Raw genomic sequence first — 21,380 nt, 5'->3', positions numbered from 1 at the left:
TCTTAAACCTCCTAAGGGGACTTTAAATAAATCCCATCCTATTAGAATCTAACTTCAGGAAGATAAACAGTAATATCGTAAAACTCCACAATGATGACCCCCCGTAACTGATAAACGGCAACGGAATACCTATTACTGGCATAATGCCAATCGTCATCCCTATATTAATAAATACATGGAAAAAGAAGATACACGCAATGCTGTATCCGTAAACTCGAGAGAATACCGACCGCTGTCGCTCTGCCATATTGATAATCCTCAATAAAAGAAACGCATATAAGCCAATTACTACAAAGCAGCCAATAAAACCCCATTCTTCACCTATGGTAGAGAAAATAAAATCGGTGCTTTGCGCCGGTACATAGCCATATTTAGTTTGCGTACCTTCTAAATGCCCCCTTCCAGTTACCTGGCCAGCACCAATAGCAATTATAGATTGAATTACATTGTAACCTGCACCTCTCTTATCACTTGTTAATCCCAAGATTAGTTCAATACGTGTGCGTTGGTGAGGTTTCAGTACATTCTCAAAAATATACTTTGCTACAAATAAATAACAGATGGCCACCAAGGTTACAATACTAATGTTGATGACTTTTTGCATCCGCTTTTTATTGTTGTAGGCAAATAAACCACCAATTACCAAAATGGAAAAGATAAGAATTGTAGGCGATACAAATAGGTTGAGGATGAATAGTAGTACTGCACCCCAAAAAATAATCAAAAGATTTCCTGGTAAACCTTCGCGATACAAGGGGAACATAAATGAAAGGAACACCAACATAGAACCGGCATCTGGCTGTAACATAATCAGCGCCATTGGCGCTATAATGATAGCTGCGCAAATTAATATTGGTTTTAAGGTATTCAGTTTAATGTTAAACGAACTGATATATCTCGCTAATAGTAATGCTGTTCCAAATTTTGCAAACTCTGATGGTTGTAAGCGGAAAGAGCCTATGGGTATCCACGCTTGATTACCCCCCACGTTTCTTCCTACAACTAACACAGCTATTAACAGCACAATGGTTACCCCATAAACTATCGGCGCAAAAACACTGAAAAACTTTGCATCGAACAATAAAATAGATAGACCCAATACTAAACCCGAAATAATAAAGATGAGCTGTTTTCCGTATTCAGCGCCAAAATTAAACGCCTCAGATTTATCGGGATCGTATCGTACCGAAAAAATATTGAAAAACCCAATAGTACACAAAGCCATATAAATTAATATGGTTACCCAGTCAACATTAAAGAAAAATCTACTATTCTGTTGTTGCATTATTTTTAGGTAAAATGGCTGCTTTGTTTATGTTATTTGCTGTAGATACAGGTTTAATTGGTGCAGATTTTTTCGTGCTATCTACTTTAGTTGTGTCTACTTTTGGTTTTACTTTTGGCAATTTATCCTTTAAAACCGGAAGTAGGTTGTCTGCCTTGTACTGTTCTACCGTAGCTCCATTAATCCTTCGGCCTTTTAAGCTGTCGGTTAAGTATTTTTCAGTAATGAAACTGGCCATTGGTGCGGCATAAGCACCACCATAACCACCGTTTTCTACAATTACCGCAATCGCAATTTTAGGGTTATCACGCGGAGCAAAACCAATAAAAACCGAGTGATTTTTACCATGTACGTTTTGTACAGTTCCTGTTTTGCCACACATCAAAATATTTGGAATACGCGATTCTGTGGCAGTTCCCCAAGGTGCGTTAACTGCATCCTGCATGCCGTCAATTACAGATTCAAAGTGTCTTGCATCAATTCCTACTTGATGCTTCTCTTTATATTTTGGATGGATATATTTGGTATCTCCAATGCCTTTTACCAAATGTGGTTTAATATAATACCCTCTGTTAGCTATGATGGCCATAATGTTGGCCATTTGTAATGGAGTAGTAGTGATCTCGCCCTGCCCAATACTTACCGATAGGATAGAACCGTAACTCCAGTATTTACTATAACGTTTGGTATAATCAGCTGCGGTAAATAGTTTGTAACCACTTTCACCAGGAAAATCAATGCCCAAGGTATCTCCAATGCCAAATTTTCTAACTTTTTCTTGCCATTCATCGTAAGCTTTATGCTGATTCTTGCGACCTTTCTTCAGCATCATTCTAGCAAAAATATCATAGAAATATACGTTGCAAGATCTGGCAATACTTTTTCTAACGGCAACGTTACCATCACCACTTGCGTGATCACACCTAAACCTTCTGTTTCCAACAACATAATAACCAGGACAATAAATTGTAGTAAGCTCATTAACCACACCATCTTGTAGCGCAATTAGTGCATCTAAAGGTTTAAATGCAGAACCAGGAGAATATCGACCTTTAATTGGACGAGAAAAAAACGGGCGATAGGGATTGGCAAGAATCTTCATATAATTGTTGCCCGTTTCACGCCCTACCATTAAGTTGGGGTCATAACCCGGACTACTCACGAAAGCTAAAACTTCGCCCGTGGCAGGCTCAATAGCTACAATACTTCCAACTTTGTTGCGCAACAATTGTTCTCCCAATTTTTGTATCTCTACATCAATTGTAGTGGTTATTTGATCACCCGCAATAGCTAAGGAGTCGAATTTACCATCGGCGTAACTTCCTTGTGGTACGTTATGGGCATTGTAAAGAATATTTTTTACGCCTTTGGTACCTCTTAGTTCTACTTCGTATTGGCGCTCTAAGCCCATTTTTCCTATATAATCCCCCGGTTTGTAATAACCTTTGTGGCGCTCAATTTCTGTAGCGTTGGCTTCTCTAATGTAGCCCAATAGTTGTCCGCCAATACTGTCTGGATAATAACGGATCGTTCTTTTTTGTACATCAAAACCCTTGAAATTTGCCATGCGCTCCTGTAAAGTAGCATAGGTTTGTACCGAGAGCAATTTCTGAAAAATAGAGGCCTGATATCTGGATTGTACCACTGCCTTACGAAATTTCTTCCTGAAATCTTCCATGCTAATCCCAATGATGTTGCACAAAGAAAGTGTGTCAAAAGGCTTCACTTCGTTAGGGATTACCATTAAATCGTAAGTAGGTTGGTTCTGAGCCAGCACCTTGCCCTTCCTGTCGGTAATTACGCCACGAGCAGGATAGATGAATTTCTTACGCAAGGCATTATTGTTGGCATCAAGAAAATATTTATCACTAGCTACCTGAATATAGAAAAGTCTACCCAGCAAGATGAGTGCAATAAGCACAAATAAGCCTTGTATGATGTATTTTCTATTAAACAGTTGATCCATTAAGCCGATTTTCTGTTATGGAAGATAAACTCTACCAGTAATACGATGAAAAGTGTAAATACCACACTCAGCAAAGTTCTTCCCAAAGTGTAAGCTAAAGATGTAAATTTAAAAGCTTCTAGGAAAAACAATATGATGTGATGTGTAAAAATACACAATACAGCGTATAAAGAAAACCACCTAAAACCCATATTTCCCAACGAAGGCTCAGGTTCATCAACTGCCTCTCTGTTTAAACTTACAGAAATGAAGAGTATCCTTACAAAAGCTAAAGCGATACAAGCGCTTGTATGTACGCCTAAAGTGTCGTAAAATACATCTAGGGTAAGACCTGTTATAAAAGCGATAATGTATAACAGCAAATTTGGGATGTTAAAAGGGAGCACTAAAATAAATAATACATAAATGAACGGAGTAGATAGGTTATAAAATGCCATGTTCCGCAACAGAAAGATCTGTACAAACAAAAGCACTAGCCATCTAAAAATATTTATAAGTATTACTCTACTGTTCATTTTTCACTTCTGGTTGCAAAGCTTTTACCTCTTCCGCAAATTTATCCTTAACTACATAAACAAATTGAAGTGTGTTAAAATTGTTAAACAACGCAACTTCTAAAGTCATAAAGCTATCGCCTGTGCTAATAGTGTTGGTTACCTTACCTACTTCAATGCCTTTAGGGAAACCACCAAAGCCCGAAGTTACAATCGTATCTCCAACTTTAACCTTATAATGGTTAGGAATTTCCTTCACTTGCGCTTTGCGATAATCAAAATTATCTTCGCCCCAAACTAAACTACCAAAAGCATTGTCTTTTTTCAAAACTACGCTAATTGCTGTTTCTTGATTAATTAACGGGCGAATAGTAGCAAAATTTTCAGACACATTTTGCACAAAGCCAACCACACCTTTACCCGGAGAAATCACGGCCATATCCTTTAAAATGCCTTCTTTCGTACCTTTGTTAATGGTAATGATATTGTTAGTTAGTGTAACCGAGTTCTTGAAAACTTTGGCAGCTATTAAAGTGTATTGCTGATGATTGATAGTGTCTTTCACTTTTGTGATTTGTGTACTATCAATACTGGCAATAGCAAGTAACTGCGTTTTTAAAGCCGCATTTTCTGCCGCTAAACTATCATTTACGGTTACTAAGTTTAAATAACGCTTAATTACATTCAATCTTTTATAAGCCGTACCTACTACTTCGTTGGTAGAGCTGAAAGTAACACTGCGTTGGTACACATTATTCCTAATCGTTAAAATAATGCCAACGGTAAAAAAGATGATAAAAAAGAAAAATGCGTTGTATCTGCTAAGAAATATCCAAAGGTTACGCATTTAGGTGTTAGGTTATAAGTGATACGTTGTAAGTTACAAGACTTAAAACTTATAACTCACAACCTACAACTCGATTTATTGCATTAAGAATTTATAATTTCCAATGTTTTTCAAGGCAATGCCCGTACCACGTACAACCGCACGCAAAGGATCTTCTGCAACGTGAACCGGCAATTTAGTTTTTGCAGCCACACGTTTATCTAAACCTCTTAACAAAGCACCACCACCGGTTAAGTAAATACCAGTTTGGTAAATATCAGCAGAAAGTTCTGGCGGAGTAATCTCTAAAGCTTTCAAAATCGCTTCCTCAATTTTAGAGATCGATTTATCCAAGCAGTGTGCAATTTCAGTATAAGAAACTGTGATTTGCTTCGGCACACCAGTCATCAAATCTCTACCTTGAACCGCAAAATCAGCAGGTGGATCGCTCAATTCAGGTAAAGCAGCACCAACTTCAATCTTGATTTTCTCCGCAGTACGGTCACCAATCATAATGTTATGCTGACGACGAATGTAGTTCACGATATCCGAGTCGAAGTTATCTCCAGCCACACGAATAGATTGATCGCAAACAATACCCGAAAGCGCAATAACCGCAATTTCAGTAGTACCACCACCAATATCGATAATCATGTTACCCATTGGTTCTTCCACATCAATACCAATACCTACAGCAGCAGCCATTGGCTCGTGAATTAAGTAAACTTCTTTTGCACCAGCAATTTCGGCACTGTCCCTAACCGCACGTTTTTCAACCTCGGTAATACCAGAAGGAATACAGATTACCATTCTCAACGAAGGGAACATCCAACCTTTACCGCCATTTAACATGCGGATCATTCCTTTAATCATGGCTTCAGCAGCGTTAAAATCTGCAATTACACCATCTTTCAAAGGTCTAACAGTTCTAATGTTATCGTGGGTTTTACCCTCCATTTGCATTGCCTGACGGCCAATCGCAATAATTTTATTTGTCGATCTGTCGAAAGCCACAATAGAAGGCTCATCAACAACTACTTTATCGTTATGTATAATAAGGGTATTCGCAGTGCCAAGGTCAATGGCAATTTCCTGCGTAAACCAGTTAAATAATCCCATGTAAAAGGTATGTTATTATGTGTATTAACAAATATGTCTAATATCCTAAATGTAAAATTAGACAAAATATTATATTAAGTTTCTTTTTTCTCTTTGAAAATCAAAACCAGTAGTGCTTTTTAAGGCCAGTCCCTCTTTGCGCTTTAATCTTTTTGACAACCTCTGTCATCCTGAGCTTGTCGAAGGATCTGTTTCATCGTTTGCAAGGCTTCGATTACTTGTCCCGACCTTTCGGGAAACTCAGCCTGACACGTATATCAACTTCAGCCAAAAAGTATTTCCGCTTCAATCGGGTTTAATAAACTCAGGTCCGGTGTTTCAAATTTTCCTCCCCCTGCGCCCTCCAAAGGGGGAAATCCCTCAAAGTTTCAATATCCCTCAGTTATTTCAGTATCTTCCAAAGGGAAAGAAAAGCAGTTAGTTAAGTTTCTGCAATTAAAACTGATCCCTAACTCCTAATCCCTGATTCCTAGGTTAGTGCTTAAAATGTCTCACACCCGTAGTCACCATTGCAATACCTTTTTCATTAGCTTTTGCTACAGAATCAGCATCTTTAATGGAACCACCTGGTTGTAAAACTGAAGTAATACCAGCATCAGCAGCAATCTCAACACAATCAGGGAAAGGGAAGAAAGCATCAGAAGCCATAGCAGCACCTTGTACGCTGAAACCAAAAGAAGCCGCTTTTTCAATCGCTTGTCTCAAGGCATCAACCCTAGAAGTTTGACCAACGCCGCTTGCAATTAAAACATCATCCTTAACCAAAACAATGGTGTTAGATTTAGTATGTTTTACAATTTTATTAGCGAAGTGTAAGTCTTTTAATTCTTGTGCGGTTGGTACTTTTTCGGTAACAGCTGTCATTTGCTCAGGACCTTCAATAATTAAATCTTTATCCTGCTCAATTACACCGTTCAATAAAGTTTTGAATTGTTTGTTGCTCAATTCAACTTCGTTGCGTTTTAAAATTACACGGTTTTTCTTCGTTTTAAACAAGTCAATAGCAGCTTGCTCATAACTTGGTGCAATTAAAACCTCAAAAAATAAGTTGTTAATTTCTTCAGCAGTTGCTAAATCAACTTCTCTGTTGGTAATTAAAACACCACCAAATGCAGAAACTGGATCACAACCCAAAGCATCAATCCAAGCTTGTTTAACAGTGCTTCTAGAAGCTACGCCACAAGCGTTAGTATGTTTCAAAATCGCAAAAGTAGGCTCTTCAAATTCGTCAATTAAACTTACGGCAGCATCTACATCTACCAAGTTGTTGTAGCTTAATTCTTTTCCGTTCAATTTAGTGAACATCTCATCTAAATTACCGTAGAAAGTTCCTTTTTGATGAGGATTTTCTCCGTAACGCAAAGTTTGTGCACTAGCAATACTTTCTTTAAATACGTTTAAAGGCTCTTCGTTGTTGAAGTACTTGAAGATAGCCGTATCATAATGAGAAGAAGTATGGAAAGCTTTTTTAGCGAAAGCCTTACGTTGTGCTAAAGTTGTGGCGCCATCTTGCGCTTGCAATTGCTCTAATAAAGTTGAGTAATCATCTTTCGATGCAATAATTACAACATCGTTGAAGTTCTTCGCAGCAGCTCTAATTAAAGAGATACCACCAATGTCAATCTTCTCAATAATTTCTTCGTCAGTACCACCGTTTTTAACAGTTTCCTCAAAAGGATAAAGATCTACAATTACCAAGTCAATTTCAGGGATTTCGTACTGCGCAATTTGCTCTTGGTCGCCAGCTAAGTTTCTGCGGTTTAAAATACCACCAAAAACCTTTGGATGTAAAGTCTTTACACGTCCACCTAAAATTGAAGGATAGCTAGTTAAGTCTTCTACAGCAGTAACTGGCACATTTAAGTCTTTAATAAACTGTTCGGTTCCACCGGTAGAAAATAGGGTTACACCTTGTTTGCCAAGGTACTCAACTAATGGTGCTAAACCATCTTTATAATAAACTGAAATTAGGGCGTTTTTGATCTTTACTGACTGGCTCATTTTGAGGGGTTTGCTTTGAGCCGCAAAGGTATGAAAATGAGCCGATTTTTAGAGGAGGTTTTTCAAATAAAATTGAAGCCTCGAATTTTGCTACTCTACACTCGCAAATCGTGTTTAGCGCAAGCTTTTTTAGCTAGTAAAAAAGAAGCCCTGCTTTGTTTTCTGCAGGGCTTCTTTAATGTTTTTAGAAACCTAAGCCTAGCGTGAAAGCTTTAGCTGCAGGGGTGAAAGCTGCCATTTGCGTGGCGGCACCTGTAGTTAGGTTTACGGTGTATATTCTTTGCGTGGTGCCTACCGTGAAAATTCCGTATGCAATGCCACTTGTTCCGCCAATATCAAATCCATTAGCACTTTCTACATTTATGCCAAGCGCACCAACTTCAACAAGAACACCATTGTTAGGTGGTTCTTGTCTGAAAAGTCTATCGCCTAAAGCGTCAATGTCGTAAAGTACTGTAGTGGTAGCGCCAGCAAAATTGTTGGTATATGCAGCACCACTTATTGATGCAGTAATGGATGTAATAGCGCCATCTACAGTTACAGCACCATTATCTGGGTCAACCCTCAAGTTTTGTCCAAGATTACTTATAATACGGATTCTATCAACGGTCGGATTGAAATCGAAGCCAAATTGAGAACCTAGAATCGAACTGCTGAGTTGGCTAACTATGGATGCCTGTCCAGATGAAGCGTTGATAGTGTACAGTCTAGAGGTGCTGCCCAAAGCATAAAGTTGCCCATTTTTCGGACGCATATCTAAACCAAGAATACTCTCGCCAGCTTGTATACCTTCAATTTTTTTAACTACAGCAGTAGGCGTAGCACTAGTGTGATTAAAAATTAAAAGATCGTTAGTTGCAGAAATTGCGTAAGCTACTGGTTCTGTAGGAATTGCAATACCAATAATTTGTTGATTAAAATCGCCAATTTTTGAGGCTTTTCCTGTGTTAATATCAATCGTAAATAAAGCCGATTTTCCGTTGTGTCCAAGTGCTGCTAACGCTGCGCTGCCATCTGGACTAATATCAAAACCGCCAGTTTCATCAACATCGTAACCTAAACTGCCAACAGCCATTAATTTTCCATCATTTGGCGGAATTTGTTTGTAAAGTTTATCGGTTGTGGCATCAATATCATATAAAGTCGTATTAGCTGCGCCAGCTCTATTATCTGTGTAAGCAATATTTCCAACTTTTGCACCAGGAACATCAGCAATGTTTAAATCAGTTGCTGCTACTGCTCCATTTTCTGGGTTTAAACGTAGGTTTTGTCCGCTAGAGCTTACTACACGAATTCTATCTACAGTTGGGTTAAAATCGAAACCGAAATTACTGCCAGAAAGTGCTGGAGTAAAAGGAGCGGCATTAATAGCTCTCGAAACGCCGGTTTTAGGGTCAATTACGTAAACGTAGCTATTGCTGCCAAGTCCGTAAAGTTGTCCGGTTGCTGGTCTGAAATCAATTCCAACAATTTTATCTCCTGATACAAGGCCAGAAATGGTGGCCTGAGAGGTAATGGTTTTTGGATTTTGTGCATTAAACCATAAAAGTTTTCCATCGTTGGTTAATGCATATAAGTTAACGTTCGGTCCGTTAACAAGATTTTCTGAGTTTCTGTCTTTTTTACAAGCACTAAAGATTACCGAAATGAAAAGCACAGCTAGTACTGCGAAAGAGTTTATTTTTTTTATCATGTTTTCTAAAGATTATTTTAAGTTAAATGTTGATTATTTGTTTTTAACTTAAATTCTGCGGTGGCCGCTTTCTGATCTCTAGGATTGATGACGGTATGTTTGGTTTATGAATGCGAAATATGGATGCGGTTTTTAACGGTTTAAAGCAAATTGTGTGGCTACCTGCCGTAATAAATTCAGTGATCTTTGTAGATTTTTTTTGTTCGGAATTTTCGGTTTCGCCAAACTTCTCACTGGTTTCGTAATCAAATTTGAAATAGGTATATACGTGTTTTAATGCTGTAGGCGAAGACCTAACCAGCAACAGCGAGATTAATAATAATGAAACACATAAGGTACAAAGTCTCGCCATAAACAATCATTTAACATTAATGATTTTGCGTTTATATACGAATGAACTTTAGCTTTGGTTTTTTAAAATATTTGTTTTGCTCTTAAAGTGCTGATTATTAGTTTATTTCTTTATCTTCTTAATCAGCGTTTCTACAATCCTTGGGTAATGCAAATGCTCTAATTGCTGCCCCTTGAATTTTACCATTTCCAAATTGTCATCTTTATCTATGCGGTATTTAGCTTGATAGATGAACTCACCTTCGTCATAATGTTCGTTTACATAATGGATGGTAATGCCGCCCTCATGCTCTTTAGCTTCTAGTACAGCTTTATGTACCCTATCTCCATACATTCCTTTGCCGCCATATTTAGGTAATAGAGCAGGGTGTATGTTAATCATCCTCCCGGGATATTCTTTTAATAAGTTTTCAGGGATTAACCAAAGGAAGCCTGCTAATACGATTAGATCTATGTCTAGATTTTTAAGCAAGTCTAGCACTTCGTCGGTTTGGTAAAATTCATGTCTATCAAAAACATGAGAAGGAATTTCGAAGCTGTCGGCTCTTTGTAATACGTAAGATTCTGGGTTGTTGGTTAATACTAGGGCAACTTCTGCCTCTGTACTGCGTTTAAAATGCTCCATTATCTTTTGGGCATTTGATCCTGAACCTGAAGCAAAAATGGCGATACGTTTCTTCACTGATTTCTGTGTTTTTTCCAAAAATAATATTTTATGCCTCTTTGCACTAATTTCAGGCCAAAAAACCTTAATTTATCAAAAAATAATGCTTGGTTGTAAGTATTTAGCATTCAAAAGCTTTGTGCTTAAAATGTTAGATGAAAATATTTTTTAAAAACCATTTTGCAATTAAAAATAATACCTCTATATTTGCAGTCCGAAAATAAATACAAGAAGAAATAAAAGGCTAAACAATGGCAAATCATAAATCAGCATTAAAAAGAATTAGAGCAAACGCTGCAAAACGTCTACGTAACAGATATCAAGCTAAAACTACACGTACTTTTATTAAAAGATTGCGTGCTGCTGAAGATAAAAAAACTGGATTAGAAATGCTTCCTAAAGTAATTTCTATGTTAGATCGTTTAGCTAAGAAAAACGTTATCCACAAAAACAAAGCTTCTAACAATAAAGCTAAGTTAACTAAGTTCGTTAACACTTTGAAATAGTCGCTTTTTTTAACGATATTTAGAACGGTGTCATCGTAAGATGACGCCGTTTTTTTTGCCTAAATTTTCTATATCTATGTCTATCTATGAAAACAAACTCGGCATCAAAGCTTGGGCAGAAGCCGACCGTCCGCGGGAAAAATTATTGCAGCAGGGCCGAAGACAGCTTACCGATGCAGAGCTTATTGCAATTTTAATTGGTTCTGGTAGTAGGAACGAAACTGCTGTTGATTTAAGTAAGCGCATTCTAGGTTCGTGCCAAAATGATTTGCACAAGCTAGCCCAGCTTGGGGTAAAAGAACTCTCGAAGTTTAAAGGTATCGGTGAAGCCAAAGCCATTACCATTGTTGCTGCTTTAGAATTGGGACGGAGAAGAAAAGATGCTGAGCCAACCGAAGTGCAAAAAGTAACTTCTTCTATTGATATTCATCGACTAATTAAAGCGGATTTAGCCGATTTGCCACATGAAGAATTTTGGATAGTATTGTTAAACAGAAGTAATGTGGTTTTGGGCAAACATTTCGTGAGCAAGGGCGGTCAGGCAGGAACGGTAGTAGATCCAAAAATTGTTTTCAAGTTAGCATTAGAACACGGGGCGGCGTCAATCGTTTTGGTGCATAATCATCCCTCTGGGAGTTTAAAACCAAGCAGTGCTGATATCAGTATCACTAAAAAACTGATGGAACTCGGAAAAATGATGGAGATCGCTGTTCATGATCATTTGATTGTTTATAATGACACTTTTTTAAGCTTGGCTGATGAAGGGCATGTTTAATGTTTCATAGATTTTACTTTCGCTTAATTTCTATTCTTTACATTTGAAATAAATTTAAATGAAATGAAAAGAATTATCATAGCACTTTTGCTAATCGTTGCTGGCTTTCAGGTTCAGGCTCAAAAAAATCAGACCATTAATGTGATGACCTATAATATAAGATATGCCACAGAGAAAGATGGAGTTCACGCTTGGTCTAAAAGAAAAGATGATGTAAAGGCGCTAGTGAAATTTCATGATACAGATATTTTATGTGCTCAAGAAGCTTTAGCCGAGCAATACGATGCAGTTTTAGAAAATTCCGATTTTGATGTAGTAGGTGCTGGCAGAGATGATGGTAAACGTAAAGGCGAATTTTCTCCAATCTATTACAACAAAAATAGATTTACCAAGAAGGATGGTGGTGTTTTTTGGTTGTCGCAAACGCCGAATGTGCCAAGTAAAGGTTGGGATGCTATGTTTAATCGTGTATGTACTTGGGTAAGATTGTACGACAAATTGAATAAAAAAGAGTTTTTGGTTTTTAATACGCACTACGATCATGTTGGTGTGCAAGCAAGAATAGAGTCTGCAAAACTAATCAAACAAAAAATACAAGAGATTGCGCCTAAACTTCCGGTTATTTATACAGGCGATTTAAACGTAACTCCAGAAACTGAAGCCATTGCAACGATAAAATCATTCTTGAACGATAGTAAGGAAGTTTCGATTGAGCCACCATATGGCCCAGAAGGAACTTTTAATGGTTTTAAATTCGATAGTCCATTGAAAGATAGGATAGATTATATCTTCGTTAACAAAGGATTTAAAGTGCAGAAATATGGTGTGTTAACAGATAGCAAAGACCAGCGTTATTTCTCAGATCACATGCCTGTGTTGGTTAAATTACTTTTTTAAGCAATTGATTTTTGAAGGTAGGCAAGCCAGACTTGCGAAGTTTGATAAACTTCGTAAGTCTTAACGTTTAATCTTTCTCCTTTACCTTTATAAATAATATCTTTGCGTTTTAAATCGTAAAGCAGAGATATGCGTTTGAGATAATCGCAATACGCAATACGCTTATCGCAACATATAACAAATGAAAATATCATACAGCTGGCTTAAACAACTATTAAAAACAGATAAAAATCCTCAAGAACTTTCGTTAATCTTAACCAACATTGGTTTAGAGGTAGAAAGCTTGGAGAAGGTGCAGACTATTCCAGGTGGACTGGAAGGTTTGGTAATTGGGTATGTCGAAGAAAGAGCACAGCACCCAAATGCAGATAGATTAAGCGTTACCAAAGTAAATGTTGGTGGTCCAGAATTGCTACAAATTGTTTGTGGTGCACCAAATGTGGCTGCCGGACAAAAAGTTGTCGTCGCTGTTGTAGGTACTACCGTTCATCCAAACGAAGGCGAGCCTTTTAAAATCAATAAATCGAAAATTAGAGGTGAAGTTTCTGAAGGGATGATTTGTGCCGAAGATGAAATTGGCCTAGGTGGTTCTCACGCTGGCATCATGGTATTGCCAGAAGATGCGACCGTAGGCTTAGAAGCTAAAAAATATTTCAACGTTGATGATGATTATCTGTTCGAAATTGGTTTAACGCCAAATCGTGCTGATGCAGCTTCGCACTTAGGTGTAGCTAGAGATCTAGCTGCTTATTTGCGTACAAGTTATGAGTTGCCAGATGTAAGTGCTTTTAAAACTGAGAACGAGAATTTAAACATTGCTGTAGAAGTTGAAGCTACAGATGCTTGTCCACGTTATAGCAGCGTAAGCATTAGCGGGGTAACCGTAAAACCATCGCCAGACTGGCTAAAAGATAAATTGAAAGTAATTGGCGTTCGTCCAATTAACAACATAGTTGATGTTACCAATTACGTGTTGCACGAGTTGGGACAACCTTTGCATGCTTTTGATGCAGATCAAATTGCGGGTAATAAAATCATTGTTAAAAAATGTGCTGAAGGTACACCATTTGTAACTTTAGACGAGGTAGAACGTAAACTTTCTGCTGAGGATTTAATGATTTGCGATGCGGAAAAACCTTTGTGTATTGCAGGCGTTTTCGGCGGAATTGGTTCTGGAGTTACCGAGCAAACTACCAACGTATTTTTAGAAAGTGCCTATTTCAATGCGGTTTCTGTGCGTAAAACGTCGAAGAGACATGGTTTAAAAACTGATGCTTCTTTCCGTTTTGAGCGTGGCACAGACCCAGAAATTACCATTTTGGCACTGCAAAGAGCAGCTTTGTTAATTAAGGAAGTTGCAGGTGGCGAAATTTCTTCATCAGTTTCTGATATTTACCCTGTAAAAGCTAATCCTTTTGAGGTTGCTGTAAAATATCAAAACATAGTTGATTTAATTGGTAAGGATATCCCTGCTGCAGAAATCAGAGAAATCATTACGGCTTTAGGCATCAGCGTTGCTAAAGAAACAACCGAAGGCTTAGATTTATTAGTACCGGCTTATAAAGTAGATGTTACCCGCGAGTGCGATATTACTGAAGAGGTTTTGCGTATTTACGGTTATGATAACATCGAAATTCCATCTAAACTAAATGCTTCGTTGGCTTTTACGGTAAAACCGAATAGAGAAAATATCCAAAATTTAGTAGCTGACATGCTTACAGCAAACGGCTTTGTAGAAATTTGGTGTAACTCTTTAACTCGTTTGGCTAACTCTAAAAATGAGGAAGAAGCGGTACAGATTTTAAATCCATTGAGTTCTGATTTGAACGCAATGCGCCAAAGTTTGTTGCAGCCAGCTTTAGAAAGTGTTGCTTATAACATCAACCGTAAAAACTCAGACATTAAATTCTACGAGTTCGGTAAAACCTATCACTTAATTGAGGGGAAATATGTGGAACGCCCTCGTTTGTTAATTGCGTTGAGTGGTGCAAAACAAAGTGAACAATGGAACCACCAATCTACACCATCGACTTTTTATAACTTGAAAGCGGCAGTAGATGCTGTGGTAACACGTTTAGGTCTTTCGAGTTTCCAAACTGCTGAGGTGAAGGATGAGAACTTCGCCTATGGCTTAAAATACTTTAGAGGTGATAAAACCTTGGTGAGTTTTGGTGCGGTAACTCAAGCGGATAAAAAAGCAGCTGGTTTGAAACAGGATATTTTCTATGCTGATTTTGACTGGGCTTTTGTGTTAGATGCTTTGAAAAAGAACAAAATCATCAACAAAGAAGTGTCTAAATATCCAGCGGTAAGAAGAGATTTATCTTTGTTGGTAGACCAAGCGGTAACTTTTGATGAATTGAAAACCATTGCCTTCAAATCTGAAAAGAAATTGGTTAAAAATGTGCAGGTATTTGATGTTTACCAAGGCGATAAATTGCCGGAAGGTAAAAAATCTTATGCTTTAAACTTTACTTTACAAGATGAAGAGCAGACGCTGACTGATAAGCAGATAGATAGCATTATGCAAAAGATTATTACTAACTTAGCGCAAACTGCTAAAGCGGAAATAAGATAAAATAAGTTTAAAGTATAAAGTTTTTGAGTTGAAAGTTTTAGGTCGATATGCCGAAAACATTCTCTCATTCAACATTTACTCATTCAAAATTAAAATTAAAAAATGGCTGCTGTAGCTGATCAACTCAATAGTGTAATGCAAAAAACTGCTCGATTAATAGAGCTTTGCACTGCGTTACAGGAAGAAAACCAGTTGTTGAAGTCAGAAAATCAGCAACAAAAACAAGCTTTAGAAAGTGCTAAAAGTACTCATTTAGAGCTAGATGAAAAGATAAGAGTACTCAAATTGGCAAAGAGTATTGAAGGTACAAGTGAAAAGACACTTGATATAAAGCAAAAAATTAACGAATTTGTGCGTGAAATTGATAAGTGTGTAGCATTGCTTAAAAAGTAAGTAAGGCAAGATTAATTGAAACAAAGCTAAAAAATGGGAGAAATCTCGATTAAAATAACTATCGCCGACCGTATTTACCCTTTAAAGGTGAGTATGGAAGAAGAGGAAATTGTGAGACGGGCGGCAAAGATTATCAATGAACGTATAAAAGACTATCAGGAAAATTATGCGGTTAGGGATAAGCAAGATTTGTTGTCGATGGCGGTTCTACATTATGCAACGGCAGTTTTAAAAGCTGAGCATAAGGTACAGCACCAAGATACCACAGTAACCGATAAAGTTGAAGAATTAGATAGTTTATTGAACGGATTTTTCGCTAAATAAAATGTTCTTTATAGCCTTTTCGAATATCGAAAGGGTTTTCTATAGCTATATATTTGGCCGTGGCTAAATTTTTATGTTTCTTTTAATTGGTGCAAAACCACGCCGGAACATAATGATTTAGTGACGGCTTTTTTTATTTATGAAACCAAGATGGTTGTAAAAACCATCACATTATAACAAACAAAAGTAAGGATGAAATATCTTGCCTTAGGCAGTGATAGCAATAGTCCTTTTAAAACAACACGAGAAAAATGGAAATATTAGGAATAGTAGGATGCGTACTCGCCAGTTTAGTTATTGGCGTAGTAATTGGCAGATTTCTACTGCGTAACCTGTTAAAACAACAGGAAGTAGCAGCGCAGGCAAAAGTGAAAAAGATCTTGAAAGAAGCTGAAAATAATGCTGAAATCTTAAAGAAAAACAAACTGCTAGAAGCGAAAGAGAAATTTTTGCAAATGAAAGCGGAGCATGAGCAACAGGTGCAATCTCGTAATAGTGAAGTTGCTCAACGCGAAAACAGTATTAAACAAAAAGAGCAATCGTTAAACTCGAAATTAGAGAACGCGAATAGAAAAGAACAAGAGCTAGATAAGCAAAAAGATACTTTAGAAAAGCAAACTGCTTTGGCTGTTAAAAAACAGGAAGAAGTAGATGCAATTAAAAATCAACACGTACAACAATTAGAAACTATTGCTGGTTTAAGTGCCGAAGAAGCTAAAAATCAGTTGGTAGAAAACATGAAAGCAGAAGCTCGCTCTCAAGCTTTAATGCAGGTAAAAGACATTGTTGACGAAGCAAAATTAACCGCAAGTAAAGAGGCGAAGAAAGTTGTAATTCAAACTATTCAGCGTACTGCGGCAGAGGCTGCCATTGAAAATTCTGTTTCTATTTTCCATATCGATAACGACGAAATTAAAGGTCGTGTAATTGGTAGAGAAGGTCGTAACATCCGTGCTTTAGAAGCAGCTACAGGTATCGAAATTATAGTTGATGATACACCGGAGGCGATTATTCTTTCAGGTTTCGACCCAGTGAGAAGGGAGATTGCTCGTTTGGCTCTACACCGTTTGGTAACAGATGGTCGTATACACCCAGCTCGTATCGAAGAAATTGTGGCTAAAACCAAGAAACAAATCGAAGACGAAATCATTGAAATTGGTGAGCGTACGGTAATCGATTTAGGTATCCATGGTTTACACCCAGAGTTAATTAGAATGGTTGGCCGTATGCGTTACCGTTCTTCTTACGGACAAAACTTATTGCACCACTCTCGTGAGGTAGCTAATTTCTGTGCTACTATGGCTGCAGAGCTAGGCTTAAATGCGAAATTGGCTAAACGTGCTGGTCTATTACACGATATAGGTAAAGTGCCTGATGATAATCCAGAATTACCACACGCTATTTTGGGGATGCAATTGGCAGAGAAATATAAGGAACATCCAGAGGTTTGTAACGCCATTGGTGCCCACCACGACGAGATAGAAATGACGTCGATGATTTCTCCAATTATCCAAGCTTGTGACTCTATTTCTGGTGCTCGTCCGGGTGCACGTAGAGAGGTAGTAGAAAGCTACATTAAGCGTTTGAAAGAGTTGGAAGAACTGGCATTGTCTTATCCAGGAGTAGAGAAAACTTTCGCAATACAAGCAGGTAGAGAATTACGTGTTGTAGTAGAAAGTGAAAGAGTAACCGACCAACAGGCAGAATTGCTAGCGGCAGATATCTCTAACCGTATCCAAACAGAAATGACTTACCCAGGTCAAATCAAGGTAACGGTAATTAGAGAAACCCGTTCGGTAGCGTTTGCGAAGTAGTTTTGTGATTACACCGATTTCAGGATTACACTAATCAATAGTTCCGTCATTGCGAGGCACGAAGCAATCTTAAAGCGATATTCTAAATTCAAATAGAGATTGCTTCTTGATTTGCAATGACGACATATTAAAGATACTAAAACTAAAAGCGATAGATTTCTATCGCTTTTCTTATTTTTACAATTCCAAAATTAAACAGCTATGAGCAAGACTGTAAAAGCCCCGGAAAGAAAGCCTGTAGATATCCTTTTTGATAAATACGCAGAAAGCCATCAAGATCATACCAATAAACTGATCCATTGGATTTGCGTTCCTCTAATTGTCTTCAGCTTGTTAGGTTTAGTTTGGCAAATTCCATTTCCTAAGTTGGAGTTTTTAGGACAATACCAGACATTTCTTAATTGGGCTTCCTTCTTACTCGCTTTTTCGCTTTACTATTATTTCACGCTGTCGCCAGTTTTGTTTTTCCTGATGATATGGGTAGTGTCTGCAATGAGCTTCGTAATTGTGAAGATAGAATTGATTGTGGGCTTAGGTAGCGCAACGGCTTATGGTATTTATGCAGGCATATTTGTACTTGCTTGGATTGGTCAATTCATCGGTCATAAGATAGAAGGTAAGAAGCCTTCGTTTTTAGAAGATGTTAAGTTTTTGTTAATTGGCCCAATTTGGTTATTACACTTTATTTGCAAAAAAATCGGCTTAAAATATTAATACAAAAGCGATACTGGCGGCGTTTAACAATTTGTTAACCTGAGGGTAAACAAATGGTAATTTCACGCTAACATCAAGCTAACATTGTGGTAATAGCTTTGCCCTAATTAAAAATAAGGCAAATTGAAATCACAATTAACTCTAAAAAAAGCACTACTAACCATTATGTTCGTGTTAGGCAGTGTACTTGTTTTCGCACAGGGAACAGGAAAAATTGCAGGAACTGTAACTGATAAAAAAACTGGCGAAACGCTAATTAGTGCAGCCGTTAAAGTTGTAGGTGCAAATAAAGTTGCGGGTACTGATGCGAACGGTAAGTACACCATCGGCGGACTAGCAGCAGGTAAATACACCATAGAAGTTTCTTATGTTAGCTATCTTCCAACAACTGTAAAATTGGTTGAAGTAAAAGAAGGAGCAACAACAACTTTAAACGTTGCTTTAGATGAATCTAGCTCTACATTAAACCAAGTTGTAATTGCAGGTAAAGCAAACAAAGAATCGAATACTGCATTGCTTGCCGAGCGTAAAAACTCTACTTTAGTAGTGCAAAAAATTGGTGCTCAAGAGTTAAGCCGTAAAGGTTTATCTAATGTTGCAGAAGGTGTGAGCAAAATTGCCGGCGTATCAATGGTTGGTAACAAAAATGTTTTCGTTAGAGGTTTAGGAGATCGTTATAACAATACTACGTTAAATGGATTGCCAATTCCTTCTACCAACCCAGATTTAAAGTTAATTCCATTAGATATCTTTCCTACTTCGGTAGTTAAGAACATCGGTGTAACTAAATCTTATTCTCCAGAGTTATATGGAGATTTCTCGGGAGGTTCTATCGATATCGTAACTAAAGATTACCCTGAAAAAGGTTTCTTTAAAGTTGGCTTATCTAGTGGTTATAATTCTATTACTACAGGAAAGGATTTTTACACCACCCAAAGAAGTTTCTTGAATTTTGCCGGTTTTGATAGAGGTGAGAGAGCAATGCCGCAGGCTATTGATAATATGCGTATCTACAGGTCTGCAGAGCGTCCTAACTTAAAACCAAATTTTGCAACTAAATGGTCGCCAGAAACTATTACAGCACCAGTAGCTACAGGTTTCTCATTGTCTGGAGGAGATTCATACGATTTAGGCAACAACAGAAAATTTGGCTATTTAGCAAGTTTAGGCTATAAAAATGATCTTCGTTTCAACGATGGTATCAGTGCAATTTATAACGCACAACAAGCGCCAGATTATTTATACCAAACAGAACGCTTCAGCTTTACGACGAATACTTCTGCATTGTTGAACTTATATTACAAACCAGGAAGTAAGAGCAGTTATAGTGTAACGGGTATGTTTGTTAACGATTCTGGAAATGATATCTTCAACCAACAAGGTTTTAAGGCAGATTTAAGTGGTGATATCTACGCTAGAAGAAATGCTTATGTACAGAATTCGTTGTTAACTGGACAGTTTTCTGGGACAAACAACTTCAGTGAGCGTTTTAATTTGAAATATACTTTAGGTTACACCAACATTAGTGGAAGCACGCCAGACAGGGTGCAAAATACCTTCATTGATAATAAAACTACTACCTATTCATTTTTGAAACTTAACAATAGTGATAACCACAGGTTTTTTGCAGACTTAAATGAGGATGATTTCTCTGGTAATATCACTGCTGAGCTAAAATCAAAAAATACAGAATCAGCTTTTAAAACTTTGCAATTTGGTTTTCAAGGTAGGTACAAAGCCAGAGTTTTCAACTCAAGACAATTTGAAACTAAAATTGGTTTAAATCCAGTATTTAATTTAAATCAAGTAGATCTTTATTTGAATGATAATAATTTAGGAAGCGGTGATGATGCAAATACTTTCAGGTATGACGAGTCTTACTACGCACCTAACAACTACGAAGCAGACTTAATGATTGCAGCTTCATTTGTGAATTTCAACTTTGAGTTCAATAAAAAGTTAAAATTAATTGCTGGTTTAAGAGCAGAGTATTCTGAACAAAACACTTATTACAAATTAGGTAGCCAAACTTACGATTCTCCTTTTAGAGTTAAAACTATAGACGGATTAGACATCTTACCAGCATTGACTTTGAAGTATGCACTTGATGATAAATCTAACGTGTTATTTGCAGCTAGTAAAACTATTTCTCGTCCACAATTTGTGGAAGCTGCGCCGTTTAGATACAACGTTGGTTTTGGTATAGCAGAAGGCGAGGGAAATCCTGATTTGGTTAATAGTGATAACTACAACGTTGATTTGAAATATGAAATCTATCCTTCTAGCGGCGAAATTTTAGCGGTAAGTTTATTTGGAAAATATATCGATAAACCCATCGAGTTAAGCCAAGTAAATTCTGCAGATCCATTGTTTACTTACATCAATACGGACAATGCAATGTTAGCTGGTGTTGAATTGGAATACAATAGAAACATTGGTGCTTTATTCTCGTCATCTTCTAAGACTTTGCAAAATATGTCGTTGGGCTTTAACGCTTCTTATATCTATAGTAAAATTGACATCAGTCAAGAAACAATTGACAATTCTGCAAAGCCTATTGCACCTACTAATCGTTCTCGACCATTATTTGGAGCATCTCCATATTTGATCAATTTCGATTATAGTTACAAACACAATTGGTCGGCGAAATCTAACACCACATTTACTTTGGCTTACAATGTTTTTGGTAAACGTTTATTCGTGGCAGGTGCACAACAGGCGGGAGATATTTACGAAATGCCTGTAAACACTTTAGATTTTATCATCAACACAAAATTGAATAATAAAATAGGTTTAGATTTCAACTTTGGTAACATTCTAAATCCAGAAATTAAATTCCAGCAGGAGTATAAAGACAATAATCTTCCTTATAACCAGTATAAAAGAGGGATGAATATTGGTGTTAATCTTAACTACACATTCTAGCTTTTGTTAACAATTAATTAATGTTTTGTTGATTGACTAGTAATCACTAGCTAAT

At 37.3% G+C, this 21,380-nt stretch carries 17 protein-coding genes; 9 read left to right on the top strand and 8 right to left on the bottom strand.

All coding sequences use genetic code 11. The annotated features are described in order from the left end of the window. Nucleotides 1-22 precede the first annotated feature (22 nt). The 8 genes from rodA to purN form a co-directional block, all read right to left on the bottom strand. Nucleotides 23-1,285: a rod shape-determining protein RodA gene (gene rodA / locus AC23ME_RS17755; RefSeq protein WP_487729101.1), complete on the bottom strand. Its 1,263-nt coding sequence runs from the start codon at nt 1,283-1,285 to the stop codon at nt 23-25. Further along, nucleotides 1,269-3,251: a penicillin-binding protein 2 gene (gene mrdA / locus AC23ME_RS17750; RefSeq protein WP_487729100.1), complete on the bottom strand. Its 1,983-nt coding sequence runs from the start codon at nt 3,249-3,251 to the stop codon at nt 1,269-1,271. The genes rodA and mrdA overlap by 17 nt, the downstream gene beginning before the upstream one ends. After that, entirely contained in the window at nt 3,251-3,688 is a 438-nt protein-coding gene (locus AC23ME_RS17745) for a rod shape-determining protein MreD (protein ID WP_487729099.1), read from the bottom strand. Before AC23ME_RS17745 ends, mrdA begins: the two co-directional genes overlap by 1 nt. Before the next feature lie 67 nt (nt 3,689-3,755). Further along, nucleotides 3,756-4,592 (bottom strand): rod shape-determining protein MreC, encoded by an 837-nt coding sequence (mreC, locus tag AC23ME_RS17740; protein ID WP_487729098.1) that lies wholly within the window; start codon nt 4,590-4,592, stop codon nt 3,756-3,758. A 75-nt stretch (nt 4,593-4,667) separates the two neighbouring features. Next, entirely contained in the window at nt 4,668-5,690 is a 1,023-nt protein-coding gene (locus AC23ME_RS17735) for a rod shape-determining protein (protein ID WP_487729097.1), read from the bottom strand. 474 nt (nt 5,691-6,164) lie between these two features. Beyond that, entirely contained in the window at nt 6,165-7,691 is a 1,527-nt protein-coding gene (gene purH, locus AC23ME_RS17730; protein ID WP_487729096.1) for a bifunctional phosphoribosylaminoimidazolecarboxamide formyltransferase/IMP cyclohydrolase, read from the bottom strand. Between the two features lie 184 nt (nt 7,692-7,875). Further along, on the bottom strand, nt 7,876-9,384 hold the full coding sequence (locus AC23ME_RS17725; RefSeq protein ID WP_487729095.1) for a DUF4394 domain-containing protein: 1,509 nt from the start codon (nt 9,382-9,384) through the stop codon (nt 7,876-7,878). Nucleotides 9,385-9,838: 454 nt separating this feature from the next. Further along, nucleotides 9,839-10,417 (bottom strand): phosphoribosylglycinamide formyltransferase, encoded by a 579-nt coding sequence (gene purN / locus AC23ME_RS17720; protein WP_487729140.1) that lies wholly within the window; start codon nt 10,415-10,417, stop codon nt 9,839-9,841. Between the two features lie 233 nt (nt 10,418-10,650). Here purN and rpsT point away from each other — a divergent pair, with 233 nt between their 5' ends. The 9 genes from rpsT (at nt 10,651) to AC23ME_RS17675 (ending at nt 21,325) form a co-directional block, all read left to right on the top strand. Next, complete coding sequence (gene rpsT, locus AC23ME_RS17715) at nt 10,651-10,905, top strand: 30S ribosomal protein S20 (RefSeq protein WP_487729094.1); 255 nt, start codon at nt 10,651-10,653, stop codon at nt 10,903-10,905. A gap of 76 nt (nt 10,906-10,981) precedes the next feature. Further along, nucleotides 10,982-11,680 (top strand): RadC family protein, encoded by a 699-nt coding sequence (gene radC, locus AC23ME_RS17710; RefSeq protein ID WP_487729093.1) that lies wholly within the window; start codon nt 10,982-10,984, stop codon nt 11,678-11,680. 63 nt (nt 11,681-11,743) lie between these two features. Then, nucleotides 11,744-12,577, top strand: a complete 834-nt coding sequence (locus AC23ME_RS17705) for an endonuclease/exonuclease/phosphatase family protein (protein WP_487729092.1) — start codon at nt 11,744-11,746, stop codon at nt 12,575-12,577. Nucleotides 12,578-12,758: 181 nt separating this feature from the next. Continuing rightward, on the top strand, nt 12,759-15,155 hold the full coding sequence (gene pheT / locus AC23ME_RS17700) for a phenylalanine--tRNA ligase subunit beta (RefSeq protein ID WP_487729091.1): 2,397 nt from the start codon (nt 12,759-12,761) through the stop codon (nt 15,153-15,155). Between the two features lie 102 nt (nt 15,156-15,257). After that, complete coding sequence (locus tag AC23ME_RS17695; protein ID WP_487729090.1) at nt 15,258-15,548, top strand: hypothetical protein; 291 nt, start codon at nt 15,258-15,260, stop codon at nt 15,546-15,548. A gap of 33 nt (nt 15,549-15,581) precedes the next feature. Continuing rightward, nucleotides 15,582-15,872, top strand: coding sequence for a cell division protein ZapA (locus AC23ME_RS17690; protein WP_308849769.1), 291 nt, complete (start codon nt 15,582-15,584; stop codon nt 15,870-15,872). Between the two features lie 251 nt (nt 15,873-16,123). Continuing rightward, nucleotides 16,124-17,686: a ribonuclease Y gene (gene rny, locus AC23ME_RS17685; protein ID WP_487729089.1), complete on the top strand. Its 1,563-nt coding sequence runs from the start codon at nt 16,124-16,126 to the stop codon at nt 17,684-17,686. A gap of 201 nt (nt 17,687-17,887) precedes the next feature. Next, entirely contained in the window at nt 17,888-18,400 is a 513-nt protein-coding gene (locus AC23ME_RS17680; RefSeq protein WP_487729088.1) for an Mpo1 family 2-hydroxy fatty acid dioxygenase, read from the top strand. Nucleotides 18,401-18,523: 123 nt separating this feature from the next. Beyond that, the gene (locus tag AC23ME_RS17675) at nt 18,524-21,325 is read left to right on the top strand and encodes a TonB-dependent receptor (RefSeq protein ID WP_487729087.1); all 2,802 of its coding nucleotides are present in this window, start codon (nt 18,524-18,526) and stop codon (nt 21,323-21,325) included. The last annotated feature ends 55 nt before the right edge of the window (nt 21,326-21,380 follow it).

The organism is Pedobacter sp. T50_32, assembly GCF_057652195.1.
The sequence above is the reverse complement of the archived record's forward strand: the minus strand, read 5'-3'. Positions and strand labels throughout refer to the sequence as shown.

Excerpts from the sequence above, each read along its gene's own strand:
- rpsT (WP_487729094.1), top strand. The coding sequence starts at position 10,651 with ATGGCAAATCATAAATCAGCATTAAAAAGAATTAGAGCAAACGCTGCA.
- mrdA (WP_487729100.1), bottom strand. The coding sequence starts at position 3,251 with ATGGATCAACTGTTTAATAGAAAATACATCATACAAGGCTTATTTGTG.
- AC23ME_RS17725 (WP_487729095.1), bottom strand. The coding sequence starts at position 9,384 with ATGATAAAAAAAATAAACTCTTTCGCAGTACTAGCTGTGCTTTTCATT.
- AC23ME_RS17680 (WP_487729088.1), top strand. The coding sequence starts at position 17,888 with ATGAGCAAGACTGTAAAAGCCCCGGAAAGAAAGCCTGTAGATATCCTT.
- AC23ME_RS17705 (WP_487729092.1), top strand. The coding sequence starts at position 11,744 with ATGAAAAGAATTATCATAGCACTTTTGCTAATCGTTGCTGGCTTTCAG.
- AC23ME_RS17695 (WP_487729090.1), top strand. The coding sequence starts at position 15,258 with ATGGCTGCTGTAGCTGATCAACTCAATAGTGTAATGCAAAAAACTGCT.
- purH (WP_487729096.1), bottom strand. The coding sequence starts at position 7,691 with ATGAGCCAGTCAGTAAAGATCAAAAACGCCCTAATTTCAGTTTATTAT.
- mreC (WP_487729098.1), bottom strand. The coding sequence starts at position 4,592 with ATGCGTAACCTTTGGATATTTCTTAGCAGATACAACGCATTTTTCTTT.
- AC23ME_RS17690 (WP_308849769.1), top strand. The coding sequence starts at position 15,582 with ATGGGAGAAATCTCGATTAAAATAACTATCGCCGACCGTATTTACCCT.
- radC (WP_487729093.1), top strand. The coding sequence starts at position 10,982 with ATGTCTATCTATGAAAACAAACTCGGCATCAAAGCTTGGGCAGAAGCC.
- rodA (WP_487729101.1), bottom strand. The coding sequence starts at position 1,285 with ATGCAACAACAGAATAGTAGATTTTTCTTTAATGTTGACTGGGTAACC.
- AC23ME_RS17745 (WP_487729099.1), bottom strand. The coding sequence starts at position 3,688 with ATGGCATTTTATAACCTATCTACTCCGTTCATTTATGTATTATTTATT.
- pheT (WP_487729091.1), top strand. The coding sequence starts at position 12,759 with ATGAAAATATCATACAGCTGGCTTAAACAACTATTAAAAACAGATAAA.
- rny (WP_487729089.1), top strand. The coding sequence starts at position 16,124 with ATGGAAATATTAGGAATAGTAGGATGCGTACTCGCCAGTTTAGTTATT.
- AC23ME_RS17735 (WP_487729097.1), bottom strand. The coding sequence starts at position 5,690 with ATGGGATTATTTAACTGGTTTACGCAGGAAATTGCCATTGACCTTGGC.